Here is a 13,943-nt window from a genome sequence, read left to right as displayed (position 1 = left end):
GGAGCGCACATCATGCATCCCGTCAGCTATCTGTTCGAAGACATCTACCGCAACTATTGGGGCATCGCGCCGGCTTCCAAAAGGCCGGAAGGGCGTTGGTTGGCGAAGCTGCGGCGACGCAATCGCGAATTGCTCATCAAGCCCGAGCGCCGGCAGGACTAGCGCTCGACGTTTGGTGCCGGGCAGGGCGCGCGGAGGCGTCAGGAACGCACGCGCACCAGCGCCGAGGCAGCGATTGCCAGCCAGCCGGCGATGAGCAGGGTGCCGCCGATCGGCGCCGACAGCGGGAACAGCCGCGAGCCCAGAAAATCGCGGGCCAGCAGATCGCCGCAGAACAGCAGAAGCCCAATCAGCAGGATCAGGCTGCCGATGCGCAGGATCCGATTCGCGCCAAGCAATCCGGCGGCAAGGAACACCGGCGCATGCATCAGCAGGAAGGATGCGGCGGTGCCGACGAAGGCGCCGCCCAGATGCGCGGCCGCCGCCGACAGCGCTACGCCGGCGGCGCCACAGAGGCCGCCGGCCAGGACAAGGATACGGCCGCTGTTGCCGGAAGGTCGCTCAGCCGTGCTCATGTCCATGGCTCCGTGATATCAGAGGGATAAGCCCAACCCGTCAGGGCTTGCCGGCGTTGGCGAGCATGTCCTGCTCGCGGCGTGATTGCGCCAGCCAATTATATACCGCGCCGCCGGCCATCAAGATGGACGTGCCCAGAAACACCGAGCGCATGCCGAAATGGCCACCGGCAAAGCCGCCGAGCAAGGGGCCGGCAACCTGCCCGACATATTGGGCGGAGATTGACAGCCCCAGCACATTGCCGCCGACCCCATCGGGAACATTGTGGCGGATCACGCTGGTGATGCAGGGCAACAGCCCGCCCAGCGCCAGGCCCATCAGGAAGCGCAGGCCGATGAGCTGCCAGCTCTGCGTGACGAAGGCCTGCGGGATCAGCAGCAGCGCCGAGACGGCAAGCGCGCCGATGATGACGTTCCAGTGGCCGATGCGGTCGGCGAGCTTGCCGAGGCGCGAGGCCGACAGGATGGCGCCGAGCGCCGCCGCCGACATGACGACGCCCGAGATCAGCGTCACGCGGCTCTGGTCTTCGATCAGCTGCTGCACGTAGACGGTGATGATCGGCTCGATTGACATAGTGGCGAAACTCAACAGCATGCCGGTCGCCAGCATGGCGACGACAGGCCGCTTGTCGGGGATTTGTGCCCAGCCGCCTTTCGGCTTGTGCTTCGGCGCCCCATCCGCTGTTTTCGGCCGGGGATTCTCCTTGATCAGGAACGTCGTTGCCAGGAACGCCAGGAAGATGACGCCGCCGGACAAGAGGAAAGTCGCACGGATGCCGATCAGCGGCGGCAGTGCGCCGCCAACCAGCGGGCCGACCAGAGCCCCACCGGTTATGCCGGCCGACAGCAGGCCCAGCGCCCAGCCGGACCGCTCCTTTGGTGTCTGCATGGCGACGAGGATGGTCGATCCCGAAGAATAGCCGCCGGCAAAACCGATCAGCAGCCGCAGCAGCACCAGTTGCCAGACGGTCTGCACCATGCCGGTCAGCGACATGCATATGGCCATGCCAAAGCTGGCGCGAACCAGCATCACCTTGCGGCCATAGCGGTCGCCGAGACGCCCCCAGAGCGGCGCCACCAGCGCCGCCGCGAAGAACGTCGCGCCATAGGCGATCCCCGACCATTGCACGATCGCCGCGTGGCCCTCGGCACCGAGCTGCTCGATATAGAGCGGCAGGAACGGCAAAAGCAGCGTCATGGCGACGAGCGTCGAGAACGACCCGGCAAAGCACACGAACAGATTGCGCCGCCAGTGGATGTTGTAGGCGCTGTCGGTCTGTGGGGTCTGCGGCATGTCATATGTCCTGTCCAGGCAACGCCTTCGTTGGCAGGTTGCTGCGGATACCAATTTGGGATACCAAGATGGCGCCCGTCATGGACGCAAGCTTGGCCGCTGTCAATGCAACCGTCGAACGTGATCGGAAAAATGGCCCGAAACCAGCAGCGGCCAGAAAAATGGAAACGACAATGTCGCAGATGCAGAGCGTCGAAACACAGCTTCGGCAGATGATCCTGGGACTCGAGATCGGTCCCGGCGAGAAGCTGACGGAACGCTGGATCGAAAGCCGCTTCGGCGCATCGCGAACTCCGGTCAGGGCAGCACTTCTGCGGCTCGAGACAGAGGGCTTGGTCGGCAAGGACGGCCGTGGCTGGACGGTGTCGCCCATCAACCTGGCCGAGCTCGAGCAAATCGCTGTCTACAGGGAAGCGGTCGAGGTCGCGGCACTTCGCCTGACATGCGGCCTGGCGGACCGGAGCGCCGTCGACGTCATCGAGGCGATGCTCGCATCCTGCGACAACGACACGCCGCGCGAGGAATGGCATCGCGTCGGCATGGATTTCCATATCGAACTGGCGCGTCTGTCGGGCAATGAATTCCTGTTCCGGGCGGTCCGCGATGCCATGACGCGCCTGTCGCGGGCGCGCTGGCTGGAGGTCCGCGACGAAGCGGCCCTCAGCCGGGCCTGGGCCGAACATCGCGCCATTCTGGCGGCAACACGCCTTGGCGATGCCGATGAAGCAGCGCGCCTGCTCTCAGGCCACATCGTCGGCAGCCGCGACCGGTTGGTGACGTCGCTCGCCAACGATCGGCGTGGTCTTCGCGCCAGAGGCTTTGCCGTCGTTGCTGCTTAAGGCAGGGCACGCGCGGCGCAAAAGGCGTCGTCTGGACGGATGCACACTTTCGGCCTCGCTTCGCAGACGCCGATGGCGTAAGGAGCGGCGATGGAAAACAACCGATTTGAAACACCCGTGACCGTCAAGTCAGTCACGGCGGGAAGCACTCAGCTCTTGCGGACGGCGCGTGAGGCTTCCGACTACCTCCTCAACAGCTGGCCCGGCAAGCGCAGCCCCAAGCATCGCGCGGCGCTGCAGGCCTGCCATGACGCACTCGCCGGCGACAAGCCGGCGATGAACGCCAGGCGCGCTTTCATCGCGGCAGCGCGTGAAGTGGACGTCTTTGTCAGCGACAAGGCGCCGGCCTGATACAAGCCGACATCTGAGGCGGCAATCCGGATTGAGGCATGGCCCGCAATTGCGGGCCTTTTGCCGTCACTTTGCCGTTTCGGTTTCGGCTTCGGTCTCGTCCTCGGGCTTCGAACGTTCGCGCGCCGCAACCTTGGCCGCCAGCTTCTCGGCCTTCTTGGCCGCCTTCTGGCGGTCGCGTTCCTTGCGTTCTTGATCGTAGTTTGGTGGTCTCGCCATATCGGCTCCTTTTTCACTGCCTTGCGGCTCTGACCCTGCCTAGGAGCATTAGCCGTCAAACACAACAGCTGAAGCGATAGTGCCGGCTGTTCGTGGTGACGACGGTCCAGGACTTGCAAGATACGCGGCACAATGATGTAGGGAGCGCCGGGCCGCCAACATATTGCGAGCTGCCCGTTTTGTTTTTATCAAGTGACTGATGGCCACAATCGCGCGAACGACGGAAAAGGTTTTCTACTATGCGCGAAACGTCTTGCGCGACGTCGCCCCGCAGGCACTTTTCCGCCGGCGGTTGGCGGGCCGGCTCGAACAGGCCAGGCTTTCGGATGAGGCCGTGCGGCGGCGGTTGACCTACTACAACAAGCTGCGGGACGCGTTTACGCCCAGCCCGGCTGCCGTGCGTATCGACCAACTGCCCTCCACGCCGACCATGTACTATTACGACCTCAGGGAGTTTGCCCGCTATTTCGACCCGGCATTGCTCGTCGACGTCGAATTCGGTGACGTGATCGGGGTGCCGAAGGTGCCTACGCTCGTCAAGAATCGGCCGATCCGCGCCGACGACAGCAATGCGGTGATCATGAAATTCAACAAGTTCCGGCATTTCCACATGCCGGCCGACGCAACTGCCTTCGCCGACAAGCGCCCGGCCGTGATCTGGCGCGGCGATCTCAACAATCCGAAACGGACAAGATTTCTCGACGCCGTACGTGACTTGCCGCTTTGCGACGCCGGCTCACACAAGCCGAACGCGCCAGCCGAATACAGCAAGCCTTTTCTCAGCATCAGCCAACAGCTGCGTTATCGCTACATCGTCTCGCTCGAAGGCAACGACGTGGCGACCAACCTCAAATGGATCCTGAATTCGAAGTCGCTCTGCCTGATGCCGTTGCCGACATACGAAACATGGTTCGCGGAAAAGCAGCTCGAGGCCGGTGTCCACTATGTGCCGCTCGACCCGGATTTCGGCGACATCACGGACAAGGTGCGCTATTTCGAACGACACCCGGCCGAGGCGCAACGCATCATCGCCGCGGCCAATGCCTATTGCCGCCAATTCTCCAACGAGCAGGACGAGCAGGCAATCTCGCTGCTCGTGCTCTACAAATATTTTGTCCTCAGCGGCCAGATCGAGCCTGATCCCAAGGTCTGGCGGTTTATCCAGGATTAGGCCGTCGCTTGCCTCGGCACCTGCTCGTCAGAGGCCGCTGCGGTCTAGAACCAGGTCGGCTGGGCCGAAGCGGTCCTTGGCCGTCAGTTGCTGGTGCCAGTAGGGATAGAGCAAAGGCGGCCGGCTGACCGCGTCGAGGCGACCGCGCTCGTCGCTGGTGAGCACCAGGCTTGCCGCCGCGATGTTGTCCCTGAACTGCGTTTCGGTCCTGCCGCCGATCACCAGCGAACTGACGGCCGGGCGGCCAAGCAGCCAGGCCAGCGCCACCTGCGCCGCGGACACGCCGCGTTGCGTGCCGATCGAGACAAGCTCGTCGACGATCCGCCATAGCCGGTCTTCGTCGCGGATCGGCGGTTCGGACCAGCCGGCGAGCTGGCGGGCGGTAGGGCTGTCGCGGCGGTATTTGCCGGACAACAATCCGCCGGCAAGTGGACTCCAGACCAGCACGCCCAGCCCCTGGTCGACGGAAATCGGCAGCAGCTCGTACTCCGCCTCGCGCGCTTCCAGCGTGTAGTGGATCTGCTGCGTGACGAAGCGCGGCTGGTGATGGCTGTCGCTGATGCCGAGCCCCTTCATCACCTGCCAGCCGGAATAGTTGGAACAGCCGACATAGCGGATCTTGCCCTGGGCAACCAGCGTGTCGAGCGCGGCGATGGTTTCCTCCAGCGGTGTCACGCCATCCCACTCGTGCAGGAAATAGATGTCGATGACGTCGGTCCTGAGCCGTTTCAGGCTCTTCTCGCATTCGCGGATCAGGTGATGGCGCGACAGGCCTTCATCGTTCGGACCGTTGCCGATCCGCATCCGCGCCTTGGAGGCGATCAGCACGTCGCCCTTGCGCTTGCCGCCGAGCGCTTCGCCGATGATCTCCTCCGAAATGCCGTTCGAATAGACATTGGCGGTGTCAATGACGTTGATGCCGGCATCGATGCATAGGTCGATCATCCGACGCGCCTCGTCGAGATCGGTCTTGCCGACGGCGGAAAACGCACCGGCGCCGCCGAAAGTCATGGTGCCCATGGTCAGTGTCGAAACTTTCAGGCCGGAACGGCCGAGGGTGCGGTATTCCATGTCGGTCCTCGCGATTGCATTTGGGAAGGGGGCTGGGGAAGGGGGCGCCCCGAATATGTGACCGCTATTTGTAGGATAATTTGAGCCGCTTGTCCCCATGCCAGGACGACGGATCGATCATACCTCACGGACTTGCGGCGGCGGCAATCACGCTCAGGCTGCAATAAAACCGTCATTGCCGGTCTATATTGAAGTCGGCTCAGGTGTCGCCGTTCCGGCCGCAAGCCGTGAGTTTGGGGCGTTGACGTGGATCGACAGAGCTTGCAAGCGGAGCAGTTGATATGACCGAGCTAAAACAGAATTTTCCAGCCAAGGATTGGCTTGAAGCCGAACTCGCAGACACGCTCGACGAAGACTATGAGCTCGAAATGTCGGAGCCGGCGCTGTCGATGGAGATCGCCAAGATCTACAAGAGTGCGCATCCGCCTTCGATCGATCGCATGCAGTATTTTCGCGACCTGATCACCTTGCAGTCCGAATTGATCAAGCTGCAGTCCTGGGTCGCCTATCACAGGAAGAAGCTGGTGGTGATCTTCGAGGGCCGCGACTCGGCCGGCAAGGGCGGTGTCATCAAGCGCATCACCCAGCGGCTCAATCCGCGCATCTGCCGCGTCGTGGCGCTGCCGGCGCCGACCGAGCGCGAAAAGTCGCAATGGTATTTCCAGCGCTATGTCCCGCATCTGCCGGCCGGCGGCGAAATCGTGCTGTTCGACCGCTCCTGGTACAATCGCTCCGGCGTCGAGCGGGTGATGGGCTTTGCCCAGCCCGATCAGGTGGAAGAATTCTTCCGCGACGTGCCGGAGTTCGAGCGCATGCTCGTCCGCTCCGGCATCACCGTGGTCAAATACTGGTTCTCGATCACCGACGAGGAGCAGCAGATGCGCTTTTTGATGCGCATCCACGATCCGATGAAGCAGTGGAAACTGTCGCCGATGGACCTGCAGTCGCGCGTGCGCTGGGAGCAGTACACCAAGGCCAAGGAAGAGACCTTCGCCCGCACCAACATTCCCGAGGCGCCGTGGTTCATCGTCGAAGGCAACGACAAGAAGCGGGCGCGGCTGAACTGCATCGATCACCTGCTCAAGCAACTGCCCTATGAAGAAGTGCCGCACGAGGAGATCACGCTGCCCGAGCGCGTCTTCAACCCCGAATACGAGCGCCAAGTGCTGCCGCGCGAGCTTTACGTGCCGGAGAAGTACTGAGCCCCTTACCCTCCTCCTTGTGGGGAGGGTCGCGGCTCAAATCGCGCTGTACGCGCGGTTTGGGACGCGGGGTGGGGGTCTGCGCCGCACCCCCACCCCGTCTCCTGCGCTTTGCCCCGCAAAGCGCACTCACCGACCCTCCCCACAAGGGGGAGGGTAAAACCTAAGCCCGCTTGATGACGACATGCGTGGCGAGCGGCGTCGCCACCTGCTCGGTACAGGTGTAACCGAGCTTGGGCATGTCGAGGCCGGCAAAAAGGTTCTCGCCCGAACCGAGCAGCACCGGCGCGATCGCCAGATGTAGCTCGTCGATCAGCTTCTCCTGGAGGTATTGCCGGATGGTGGCGACGCCGCCGCCAACCCGCACGTCCTTGCCGCCAGCGGCCGCTTTCGCCTGTTCAAGCGCCGAATGGATGCCGTCGGTGACGAAATGGAAGGTCGTGCCGCCCTCCATGACGATCGGTTCGCGCTTATGATGGGTCAGCACGAAAACCGGCACATGGTAGGGCGGGTTGTCGCCCCACCAGCCCTTCCAGCTGTCGTCGGGCCATTCGCCGCGGATCGGTCCGAACATGTTGCGGCCGAGGATCCACGCGCCGACATTCTCGAAGCTGCGCGCCGCAAACGCCTCGTTGATATCGGTGGTGCCGCCATCTTGTCCGAGCACCATCTCACGGAAGGTGCGGGTGTCGACAAACCACTTGTGCAAGGATTCCCCGCCGACGCCGAGCGGATTTTGCAGATCCTGATCGGTACCGGCGCCATAGCCGTCGAGCGACAGGGTGAAAGCATTGACGCGAAGTTTGGACATGGCGAACCTCCTCGATAACCAGTTGTATTTTGCAAGCAGTTGCGTTGTAGCAGACTGATTGCGAATTGCAAGCGGTATTTTCTAAGGGCGACTATCGGACCATCAGTGCTGAAGACAAGCCGGCAGCCGCGCCGGTAAGAACCCGCCGTTGCCGCCGCGCATGGGCAGAGAAGAAAGATCCGGCGGTCTCCTGCAATTGCGTGTGACGAGGATGCGGCCGCAGGCTATCTGCCAGTGCCGTCCAAGGCCTCCATGATTTCGGCTAGAATCGGTTCGATCCGGCGCACTGCCATCAGAATATGCGCACAGCAGATCGTTCGATGTCGGCCTTCAACATGGGATTGAGGCTGTCGCGGGTGGTGATATCGATCTCCGCTGACATCTTCTCTTCAAGAAATTGCTTGATGCCGACCAGATCAATCAGCGAAAAGCGTCTTGCAGGATCATAATCGATGAAGAGGTCGAGATCGCTGTCAGGCCCTGCGTCGCCCCGTAAAGTCGATCCGAAGAGATAAAGCGAGGTCGCGCCCATGCCTTTGATGGCATCTGCATTTCTCTGCAACCGCTCTATGACCTCATTCCTGCTCATGAATTCATTCTAGCGGATTGCGTCGAAAATTCCAAAACGACCTAGCGGTCTCCCTTCAGCAGCTCCGCCACCTCTGGCGCGAAATAGGTCAAGATGCCGTCGCAGCCGGCGCGCTTGAAGGCGAGTAGCGATTCCAGCATCGCCTTCTCGCCGTCGATCCAGCCATTGGCGCCAGCGGCCTTGATCATCGAATATTCGCCCGAGACTTGGTAGGCGAAGGTCGGCATCTGGAATTCGTCCTTCAGCCGCCGGATGATGTCGAGATAGGGCAGGCCGGGCTTGACCATCAGCATGTCGGCACCCTCGGCGATATCCTGTTCGGCCTCGCGCACCGCCTCGTCGGAATTGGCGTGGTCGATGTAATAGGTCTTCTTGTCGCCCTTGAGCAGGCCGGCGGTACCCACTGCCTCGCGATAGGGACCGTAGAAGGCCGAGGCGAATTTGGTTGCGTAGGACATGATCGCCACATCCTGAAAGCCGTTGGCGTCGAGCGCGTCGCGGATGGCGCCGATGCGGCCGTCCATCATGTCGGACGGCGCGATGATGTCGGCGCCGGCCGCCGCCTGGATGACGGCCGCGGCGGTCACCTGTTCCACCGTCTCGTCGTTGACGATGATGCCATCGCGCAGGATGCCGTCATGGCCGTGGCTGGTGAACGGGTCGAGCGCGGCGTCGGTGATGATGCCGATTTCGGGCACGGCGTCCTTGATCGCGCGGGTGGCGCGGTTGATGACATTGTTTGGGTCGAGGATGTGCGAGCCGGTCTGGTCGCGCAGCGAGATGTCGACATTGGGGAAGGTGGCGAGTGCGGGAATGCCAAGCTTGGCCGCGCGCTCGGCCTCCTTGACCGCGAGATCGATCGACAGGCGGAAGACCCCCGGCATGGCGGCGATCGGCTCACGCACTTGCCTGCCGTCGACGACGAAGATCGGCCAGATCAGATCGTCGACCGTGAGCCGGTTCTCCTGCACGAGGCGCCGCGACCAGTCGGCCTTGCGCATGCGGCGCAAACGGCGGCTGCCGGTGATGTCGTCGACGCTGCGCGCGCCAGCTGGCTTGGTCAGGGTGAATTTGTTCATCGCCAAAACTCTCGTTCGGTGACTTTTACCACGAGCCCTTGCCGCTGACCAATGCGACACGTTTGTGCCAGCGATCCGGTCGAGGCCTATTCGGGTTGCCCATTGCCCGACAGGATCTGCGCCGCGCCCTTGATAGCAACGCGGAAAGCCTCATCGAAGCTGACACCGCGCACCTGCCAGATGTAGGTCTTGCTTGCCGTGGCCAGCCGCCAGTCGGCGATCCAGCCCAGTTCCTTGTCGCTCCACATGAGACTGCCGGAAAGCGCCTGATCGGCGCCGGCCTTTTTCGCGGCCTTATCCAGGACCGGCATTGCGGCGTCGCGCAGCGTCTTGTCGTCCAATCCAGCCTGCGACAGCTGCGCCGCCATGGGAAAAGCCACCTGCATGGCCAGCGGCGCGGCGGCATTGCTGAACGATTCGCGCATCAGCAAGTCGCGCTTGTCATCGGCATCGAGCGCGAAATGCCTGATACCGCGCTCGGTCGCCAAAAACACCGCCAGCCGTGGCCGCTCGGCCAGCCACGGTCTGCTGCCGAGCGAAGCAAGCACCGGGTCGATGTCAGCCGGCTTATACTGACAGTAAAGATTGTGGGGCCGATCGTACGTGCCTTGATCGTCATGGTTGGGAATGCCTTCCATGCGGTCGCGGTAACTAAAGCTGGCAACGAAGCTGCCGGCCTTGTCGCGCAGCGCTGCCATCTCCGCTTTCGCCGGCAGGCGCGGATCGCCGGAAACCCGGACCAGAACCGCGTCGAGACAGCGCTTGAACCCGGCCTGCCGGTTTTTCTCGTACTTGCCGTTGACGATGGTCTGAGAGCTGTAGAGCTCTTCCAGGCCCTCCGCCTTGGCCAGACCATTGGCGGCGCCGATGGCCAGCAGGCCAGTTAGAACAAGGGCAAGGCGCAAAAACTGCGGCATGGCTCACCGTCCGGTTCGAAACCCGTCATCGACATATGGCGGCCACGCAAGGTCAGGGCCGGTTCTGAAGAACGACACGTTGTTGGTGAAAATGCTGGCCGGGGCAAGTCTGATCATGCGCCCGTCCGGATGTTCGATCTGGGCCACGTTGTCGATGAACCATTCGTTCCAGCTTGGCTCGGGACCGAGATATCTGAGAAGCAGCCGTTTGAAGCGGTCCGGCGACATTGGTTCGATGGTGGCGACGCCGCGCAGCCCGAGATGAAGCAAGATACCGGCATTGTTGTCGAAGTGAACAATCTCCACCGCGCAACGCGGGTTTCTTTCGAGATGCTTTACAGCGCTTCCATCCGACGACCCGAGAAGCCAGATCGCACCATCTTCCCAGATGAACCATACCGGTGCGTTACGCGGTGCGCCGTCCGCGCCGACGGTCGCCAAATTCGCCATCAGCGGGCGACTTAGAACATCGTCTGGATCGAACTTTCGCGGCATCGCCAAATTGTCTCCCGACGCTTCGGGTACAGGGATCAAGCGCTCGTTCTTTCGCCTCACAGACGGATAAGTTGCACCCATTTGGCCGGGACGCAAAGGAACAGCGGTCGGACTTGGCATTGACGCAACCATGCGCCACGCTTTAGCACTTCAGTCCCGGCGGCCGGGGGAGGGATTCTTTCACGATGGATTTTGGCGGAGGCGACGAGATCCGCTTCGAACATCTGGGCCGGGCCGGCGTCGTCACCCTGACGCGGCCGCAGGCGCTCAATGCCTTGACGCACCGCATGATCAGGGCGCTCGACGCTGCCCTTTCCGCCTGGGAGGCAGACCAAGGCGTCGATGTCGTCGTCGTCAAGGCCGAGGGCAGGGCGTTTTCGGCGGGCGGCGACATCCTGCATGTCTATGAGACCGGCCGGGCGGGAAAGCCGCCGGTCGAGTTCTTCGCCGACGAGTACCGGCTCAACGCCCGCATCAACAGCTCTAGGAAACCCTATGTCGCGCTGATCGACGGCATCGTCATGGGCGGCGGCGTCGGCATCTCCTTCCACGGCTCGCACCGGGTGATGACCGAGAATGCCCAGTTCGCCATGCCGGAGGTCGGCATCGGCTTTTTCCCGGATGTCGGCGCCAGCCACCTGCTGCCCGATCTCGGCGGCTCCTTCGGCATGTATCTGGCGCTGACCGGTAATCGCATCCGCTATGGCGATGCGCTGTGGTCTGGGCTGGCCACCCACACGATCAAGGCCGAGGATCAGGGCGGCTTCCTCGACCGGTTGATGCTGACTGGCGATCCGGAATCGGTGCTGCGCGGTGTCTTCGTTCAGGCAAGGCGAGAGACCGACAGGCCGACGCTGGAGGCGATCGTTCGTCATTTTTCGCAACCGTCCCTGAACCGCGTCATCGGCAGCCTGGAGCGTGCCGCGGACGCCGATGAGTTCGCGGCAAAGACGCTGGCAACGATACGCACCCGCTCGCCGACCAGCCTGCGCGTCGCCTGGCGCCAGATCAGCGCCGGGCTGACGCTGTCGATGGAAGCCTGCATGAAGATGGAGTTCCGCATCCTCAACCGGATGCTGGCCGGCCATGATTTCTACGAAGGGATCCGTGCCGCCATCATCGACAAGGGCTCAAAACCGCAGTGGCGTCCGGCGAGCCTCGCTGCGGTCAGCGAGGCCGATGTCGACGCCTATTTCGCTCCACTGGGCGAAAGGGAGCTCTTGATATGAGCGAGGTGACCTCGAGGCGCGTCGTGCTGCAGCCCTCCGGGGTGGAGGTGATCTTCGCCTGGTTCCAGCGCGTCATATCGGGCTACTGCCTGCTGTTCGGCATTCTCTACTGGATCAAGCTGATCGGCTTTTATCCGGGCTCGCTGTGGCGTTTCGACCTGATGCCCGTGCACTGGCAGGTCGCGGCGGTGGTGCTGGCCGTGTTCTTTCCCTTCGCCGCCGCCGGCCTGTGGATGCTGGCATCCTGGGGGCCGGTGATCTGGTTCATTTGCGCTGCGACCGAGACAGTCATGTATGCCGGCTTTCCCGAGCTTTTCGGCCACCGCCTGATGATTGTCGTCTCGCATGCCGCGGTGGCGGTGCTCTACATCGTCTTCCGCGTCATCATCTGGCTGCAGAAGCGCCCTGTCCGCCACTAAGCCCTTGAGCACATTGGCGACCCGGCGGCTGCCTGAATTCGTCCCCTCGATCGTTGCCGAAATCTTTAGGTTAATTATCCTTGCTCGGGTGACCGTTCGTTAAGCCTCTTCCGAAACCTCTTACCGGTAAGCTCTTGTTAGCCCTAGCGTTTAAGTCGAATTTTATGAGTATTCGATAGTGTCGCGATCAAGGTGAAAAACAAAAAATCACCAGGGCGACAAACGAGAGGCAAAGACAATGATCAATTCGCGTCCGGCGGCAAAGACCGCCAACGTATCCGACGATCGCCGTGAGGCTATCCGTTCCCTGTACATGGAATCGCTGCAGCTTGTTGAGCGGCTGCACCGCCGCCTGCTTGATGTGATCAAGGACGAGTTCGACCGCAACGGCCGTTCCGACATCAATGCCATCCAGGCGCTGCTTTTGTTCAACATCGGCAATTCCGAGCTGACCGCCGGCGAGCTGCGCTCGCGTGGCTACTATCTCGGCTCGAACGTCTCCTACAATCTGAAGAAGCTGGTCGATCTCGGCTTCATCAACCACCAGCGCTCGCGCATCGACCGCCGTTCGGTCCGCGTCTCGCTGACGCCGAAGGGCAACGAGGTGGCGGAGGTCGTCGCCGGCCTTTACGAGCGTCATGTCGGCTCGATCGAACAGGTCGGCGGCATCAACACCGACGAGTTCAAGCAGATGAACCGCGCTTTGCAGCGGCTCGACCGCTTCTGGAACGATACCATCGCCTACCGGATGTGAGGCGTCGCATCGGATCCGGCCCGCGTCACAGAAGCGCGGCCGAAATATCGACCTTCAGTCAGGGCCGGTGCCGATAGGCATCGGCCTTTTTCTTTGGTTTTGGCCGATCACCCTTTCGAGCTACGGCTTCAGCGGACAGAACTTCTCATGAAAATACGCCAGCGCCTGTTCGGCCTGGCCGGGCTCGCCGAAGAACGGGCCGATGGCTTCGGGCTCGCGCGTCAGGTCACAGCTGCCCTCGGTGTCGGTCGAGCAGGATTTCACCAGCCCCTTCAGCGAAATGGCTTCGGGCGGATTGTCGAACGACAGGGCGGTTACGCCGCCAAGCTGCATTTCGTAGGTCAGGCGATAGTAGATCTCGCGATCCTCTTCGAATTGCTGTTCGGTCCTGTAGATGCAATCGCCCAGCCGAGTGACGATGAACCTCAGCGTTTCGATCTTGTCGCCGACCTCGTTAGGGCCGGTGCTGGTGAAGATCGCTGGCGATCGGGACAACTGCTTCAGCGGTTCCTCGGCCCGCTGGCCGTATTTGGGGATCGCGGCCTGTTCCAGGCCGTGCACGAAATAGGCGACCGTTTCCTCCGGTGTTGGAGTGCTGCCGTTCAGACCTCCGGCCAAAGCAAAGGTCGCGACGACCGAAAGCACACCAAACATGGTTCGTTCCTCACGTTGATTGGCTTGTCAGTGTATCATGATCGCCCAGTGGTTCATCGTTCGACGTCGCGGCCGGCACTCGCGGATCGGTACCTAAAAAGCACGGGCTTTTCATTTCGCTGCGTCGCCCGAGGCAAATCGCGGGCCAAGGCCACGTTGCCGCCATATTCCAATGGAACCGAGGATGCCGGTGATGCTGTGGTGAAGGCCGTGCGTTCACCCGGAAACCGTATCGCGCCGCGAGCGTTTGTGGCCGACTGATACGGACCATGGT

General features: G+C 62.3%; 18 protein-coding genes. 8 read left to right on the top strand and 10 right to left on the bottom strand.

The features are described from left to right. Nucleotides 1-12 precede the first annotated feature (12 nt). Complete coding sequence (locus ACSQ3L_RS22500; RefSeq protein WP_292640313.1) at nucleotides 13-162, top strand: hypothetical protein; 150 nt, start codon at nucleotides 13-15, stop codon at nucleotides 160-162. A gap of 38 nt (nucleotides 163-200) precedes the next feature. Here the strand turns inward: ACSQ3L_RS22500 and ACSQ3L_RS22495 are convergent, their stop codons facing one another. Both ACSQ3L_RS22495 and ACSQ3L_RS22490 read right to left on the bottom strand, forming a co-directional pair. Beyond that, entirely contained in the window at nucleotides 201-575 is a 375-nt protein-coding gene (locus ACSQ3L_RS22495) for a DUF423 domain-containing protein (protein ID WP_436161904.1), read from the bottom strand. Between the two features lie 40 nt (nucleotides 576-615). After that, nucleotides 616-1,869 (bottom strand): multidrug efflux MFS transporter, encoded by a 1,254-nt coding sequence (locus tag ACSQ3L_RS22490; protein WP_436161903.1) that lies wholly within the window; start codon nucleotides 1,867-1,869, stop codon nucleotides 616-618. Nucleotides 1,870-2,042: 173 nt separating this feature from the next. Between ACSQ3L_RS22490 and ACSQ3L_RS22485 the strand changes: the two genes are divergently transcribed. Both ACSQ3L_RS22485 and ACSQ3L_RS22480 read left to right on the top strand, forming a co-directional pair. Further along, complete coding sequence (locus ACSQ3L_RS22485; RefSeq protein WP_436161902.1) at nucleotides 2,043-2,708, top strand: GntR family transcriptional regulator; 666 nt, start codon at nucleotides 2,043-2,045, stop codon at nucleotides 2,706-2,708. Between the two features lie 117 nt (nucleotides 2,709-2,825). Further along, nucleotides 2,826-3,059: a DUF982 domain-containing protein gene (locus ACSQ3L_RS22480; RefSeq protein WP_244730396.1), complete on the top strand. Its 234-nt coding sequence runs from the start codon at nucleotides 2,826-2,828 to the stop codon at nucleotides 3,057-3,059. A 66-nt stretch (nucleotides 3,060-3,125) separates the two neighbouring features. Here the strand turns inward: ACSQ3L_RS22480 and ACSQ3L_RS22475 are convergent, their stop codons facing one another. After that, nucleotides 3,126-3,278: a hypothetical protein gene (locus tag ACSQ3L_RS22475; RefSeq protein ID WP_013532262.1), complete on the bottom strand. Its 153-nt coding sequence runs from the start codon at nucleotides 3,276-3,278 to the stop codon at nucleotides 3,126-3,128. A 199-nt stretch (nucleotides 3,279-3,477) separates the two neighbouring features. Here ACSQ3L_RS22475 and ACSQ3L_RS22470 point away from each other — a divergent pair, with 199 nt between their 5' ends. Then, on the top strand, nucleotides 3,478-4,449 hold the full coding sequence (locus ACSQ3L_RS22470) for a glycosyl transferase family 90 (RefSeq protein ID WP_436161901.1): 972 nt from the start codon (nucleotides 3,478-3,480) through the stop codon (nucleotides 4,447-4,449). A gap of 27 nt (nucleotides 4,450-4,476) precedes the next feature. On the opposite strand, the gene ACSQ3L_RS22465 is transcribed toward ACSQ3L_RS22470, so the two are convergent. Further along, nucleotides 4,477-5,520 carry an aldo/keto reductase gene (locus ACSQ3L_RS22465; RefSeq protein WP_436161900.1) on the bottom strand — a complete coding sequence of 348 codons (1,044 nt, stop codon included), beginning with the start codon at nucleotides 5,518-5,520 and terminating at the stop codon, nucleotides 4,477-4,479. Between the two features lie 281 nt (nucleotides 5,521-5,801). Here ACSQ3L_RS22465 and ppk2 point away from each other — a divergent pair, with 281 nt between their 5' ends. Continuing rightward, a complete protein-coding gene (gene ppk2 / locus ACSQ3L_RS22460; protein WP_436161899.1) occupies nucleotides 5,802-6,722 on the top strand; it encodes a polyphosphate kinase 2 in 921 nt (306 codons plus the stop codon). A 163-nt stretch (nucleotides 6,723-6,885) separates the two neighbouring features. Here ppk2 and ACSQ3L_RS22455 read toward each other — a convergent pair whose 3' ends face one another. From ACSQ3L_RS22455 to ACSQ3L_RS22435, 5 genes are all read right to left on the bottom strand, one after another. Continuing rightward, a complete protein-coding gene (locus tag ACSQ3L_RS22455; RefSeq protein WP_436161898.1) occupies nucleotides 6,886-7,533 on the bottom strand; it encodes a dihydrofolate reductase family protein in 648 nt (215 codons plus the stop codon). Between the two features lie 292 nt (nucleotides 7,534-7,825). After that, nucleotides 7,826-8,122, bottom strand: coding sequence for a nucleotidyltransferase family protein (locus ACSQ3L_RS22450; protein WP_352811061.1), 297 nt, complete (start codon nucleotides 8,120-8,122; stop codon nucleotides 7,826-7,828). 41 nt (nucleotides 8,123-8,163) lie between these two features. After that, nucleotides 8,164-9,201 carry a porphobilinogen synthase gene (gene hemB / locus ACSQ3L_RS22445; protein ID WP_436161897.1) on the bottom strand — a complete coding sequence of 346 codons (1,038 nt, stop codon included), beginning with the start codon at nucleotides 9,199-9,201 and terminating at the stop codon, nucleotides 8,164-8,166. Between the two features lie 86 nt (nucleotides 9,202-9,287). Next, nucleotides 9,288-10,118 carry a DUF2066 domain-containing protein gene (locus ACSQ3L_RS22440; RefSeq protein ID WP_436161896.1) on the bottom strand — a complete coding sequence of 277 codons (831 nt, stop codon included), beginning with the start codon at nucleotides 10,116-10,118 and terminating at the stop codon, nucleotides 9,288-9,290. A 3-nt stretch (nucleotides 10,119-10,121) separates the two neighbouring features. Then, entirely contained in the window at nucleotides 10,122-10,733 is a 612-nt protein-coding gene (locus tag ACSQ3L_RS22435) for a pyridoxamine 5'-phosphate oxidase family protein (protein ID WP_436161895.1), read from the bottom strand. A 65-nt stretch (nucleotides 10,734-10,798) separates the two neighbouring features. On the opposite strand from ACSQ3L_RS22435, the gene ACSQ3L_RS22430 reads away from it, so the two are divergent. The 3 genes from ACSQ3L_RS22430 (at nucleotide 10,799) to ldtR (ending at nucleotide 13,015) form a co-directional block, all read left to right on the top strand. Further along, the gene (locus tag ACSQ3L_RS22430) at nucleotides 10,799-11,842 is read left to right on the top strand and encodes an enoyl-CoA hydratase/isomerase family protein (RefSeq protein ID WP_436161894.1); all 1,044 of its coding nucleotides are present in this window, start codon (nucleotides 10,799-10,801) and stop codon (nucleotides 11,840-11,842) included. After that, a complete protein-coding gene (locus tag ACSQ3L_RS22425) occupies nucleotides 11,839-12,261 on the top strand; it encodes a DUF6163 family protein (protein ID WP_436161893.1) in 423 nt (140 codons plus the stop codon). The genes ACSQ3L_RS22430 and ACSQ3L_RS22425 overlap by 4 nt, the downstream gene beginning before the upstream one ends. Before the next feature lie 238 nt (nucleotides 12,262-12,499). Next, nucleotides 12,500-13,015: a transcriptional regulator LdtR gene (gene ldtR / locus ACSQ3L_RS22420; RefSeq protein ID WP_008875359.1), complete on the top strand. Its 516-nt coding sequence runs from the start codon at nucleotides 12,500-12,502 to the stop codon at nucleotides 13,013-13,015. 120 nt (nucleotides 13,016-13,135) lie between these two features. Here ldtR and ACSQ3L_RS22415 read toward each other — a convergent pair whose 3' ends face one another. Next, complete coding sequence (locus ACSQ3L_RS22415) at nucleotides 13,136-13,669, bottom strand: hypothetical protein (RefSeq protein ID WP_436161892.1); 534 nt, start codon at nucleotides 13,667-13,669, stop codon at nucleotides 13,136-13,138. Between the last annotated feature and the right edge of the window lie 274 nt (nucleotides 13,670-13,943).

This window comes from Mesorhizobium sp. LjRoot246, assembly GCF_964254115.1.
In the GTDB taxonomy this organism is placed as follows: domain Bacteria; phylum Pseudomonadota; class Alphaproteobacteria; order Rhizobiales; family Rhizobiaceae; genus Mesorhizobium.
This window is presented reverse-complemented; position numbering and strand designations above follow the sequence as displayed.

Coding starts and splice junctions, on each gene's coding strand:
- ACSQ3L_RS22500 (WP_292640313.1), top strand. CDS start 13: ATGCATCCCGTCAGCTATCTGTTCGAAGACATCTACCGCAACTATTGG.
- ACSQ3L_RS22495 (WP_436161904.1), bottom strand. CDS start 575: ATGAGCACGGCTGAGCGACCTTCCGGCAACAGCGGCCGTATCCTTGTC.
- ACSQ3L_RS22490 (WP_436161903.1), bottom strand. CDS start 1,869: ATGCCGCAGACCCCACAGACCGACAGCGCCTACAACATCCACTGGCGG.
- ACSQ3L_RS22485 (WP_436161902.1), top strand. CDS start 2,043: ATGTCGCAGATGCAGAGCGTCGAAACACAGCTTCGGCAGATGATCCTG.
- ACSQ3L_RS22475 (WP_013532262.1), bottom strand. CDS start 3,278: ATGGCGAGACCACCAAACTACGATCAAGAACGCAAGGAACGCGACCGC.
- ACSQ3L_RS22470 (WP_436161901.1), top strand. CDS start 3,478: ATGGCCACAATCGCGCGAACGACGGAAAAGGTTTTCTACTATGCGCGA.
- ACSQ3L_RS22465 (WP_436161900.1), bottom strand. CDS start 5,520: ATGGAATACCGCACCCTCGGCCGTTCCGGCCTGAAAGTTTCGACACTG.
- ppk2 (WP_436161899.1), top strand. CDS start 5,802: ATGACCGAGCTAAAACAGAATTTTCCAGCCAAGGATTGGCTTGAAGCC.
- ACSQ3L_RS22455 (WP_436161898.1), bottom strand. CDS start 7,533: ATGTCCAAACTTCGCGTCAATGCTTTCACCCTGTCGCTCGACGGCTAT.
- ACSQ3L_RS22450 (WP_352811061.1), bottom strand. CDS start 8,122: ATGAGCAGGAATGAGGTCATAGAGCGGTTGCAGAGAAATGCAGATGCC.
- hemB (WP_436161897.1), bottom strand. CDS start 9,201: ATGAACAAATTCACCCTGACCAAGCCAGCTGGCGCGCGCAGCGTCGAC.
- ACSQ3L_RS22440 (WP_436161896.1), bottom strand. CDS start 10,118: ATGCCGCAGTTTTTGCGCCTTGCCCTTGTTCTAACTGGCCTGCTGGCC.
- ACSQ3L_RS22435 (WP_436161895.1), bottom strand. CDS start 10,733: ATGCCAAGTCCGACCGCTGTTCCTTTGCGTCCCGGCCAAATGGGTGCA.
- ACSQ3L_RS22430 (WP_436161894.1), top strand. CDS start 10,799: ATGGATTTTGGCGGAGGCGACGAGATCCGCTTCGAACATCTGGGCCGG.
- ACSQ3L_RS22425 (WP_436161893.1), top strand. CDS start 11,839: ATGAGCGAGGTGACCTCGAGGCGCGTCGTGCTGCAGCCCTCCGGGGTG.
- ldtR (WP_008875359.1), top strand. CDS start 12,500: ATGATCAATTCGCGTCCGGCGGCAAAGACCGCCAACGTATCCGACGAT.
- ACSQ3L_RS22415 (WP_436161892.1), bottom strand. CDS start 13,669: ATGTTTGGTGTGCTTTCGGTCGTCGCGACCTTTGCTTTGGCCGGAGGT.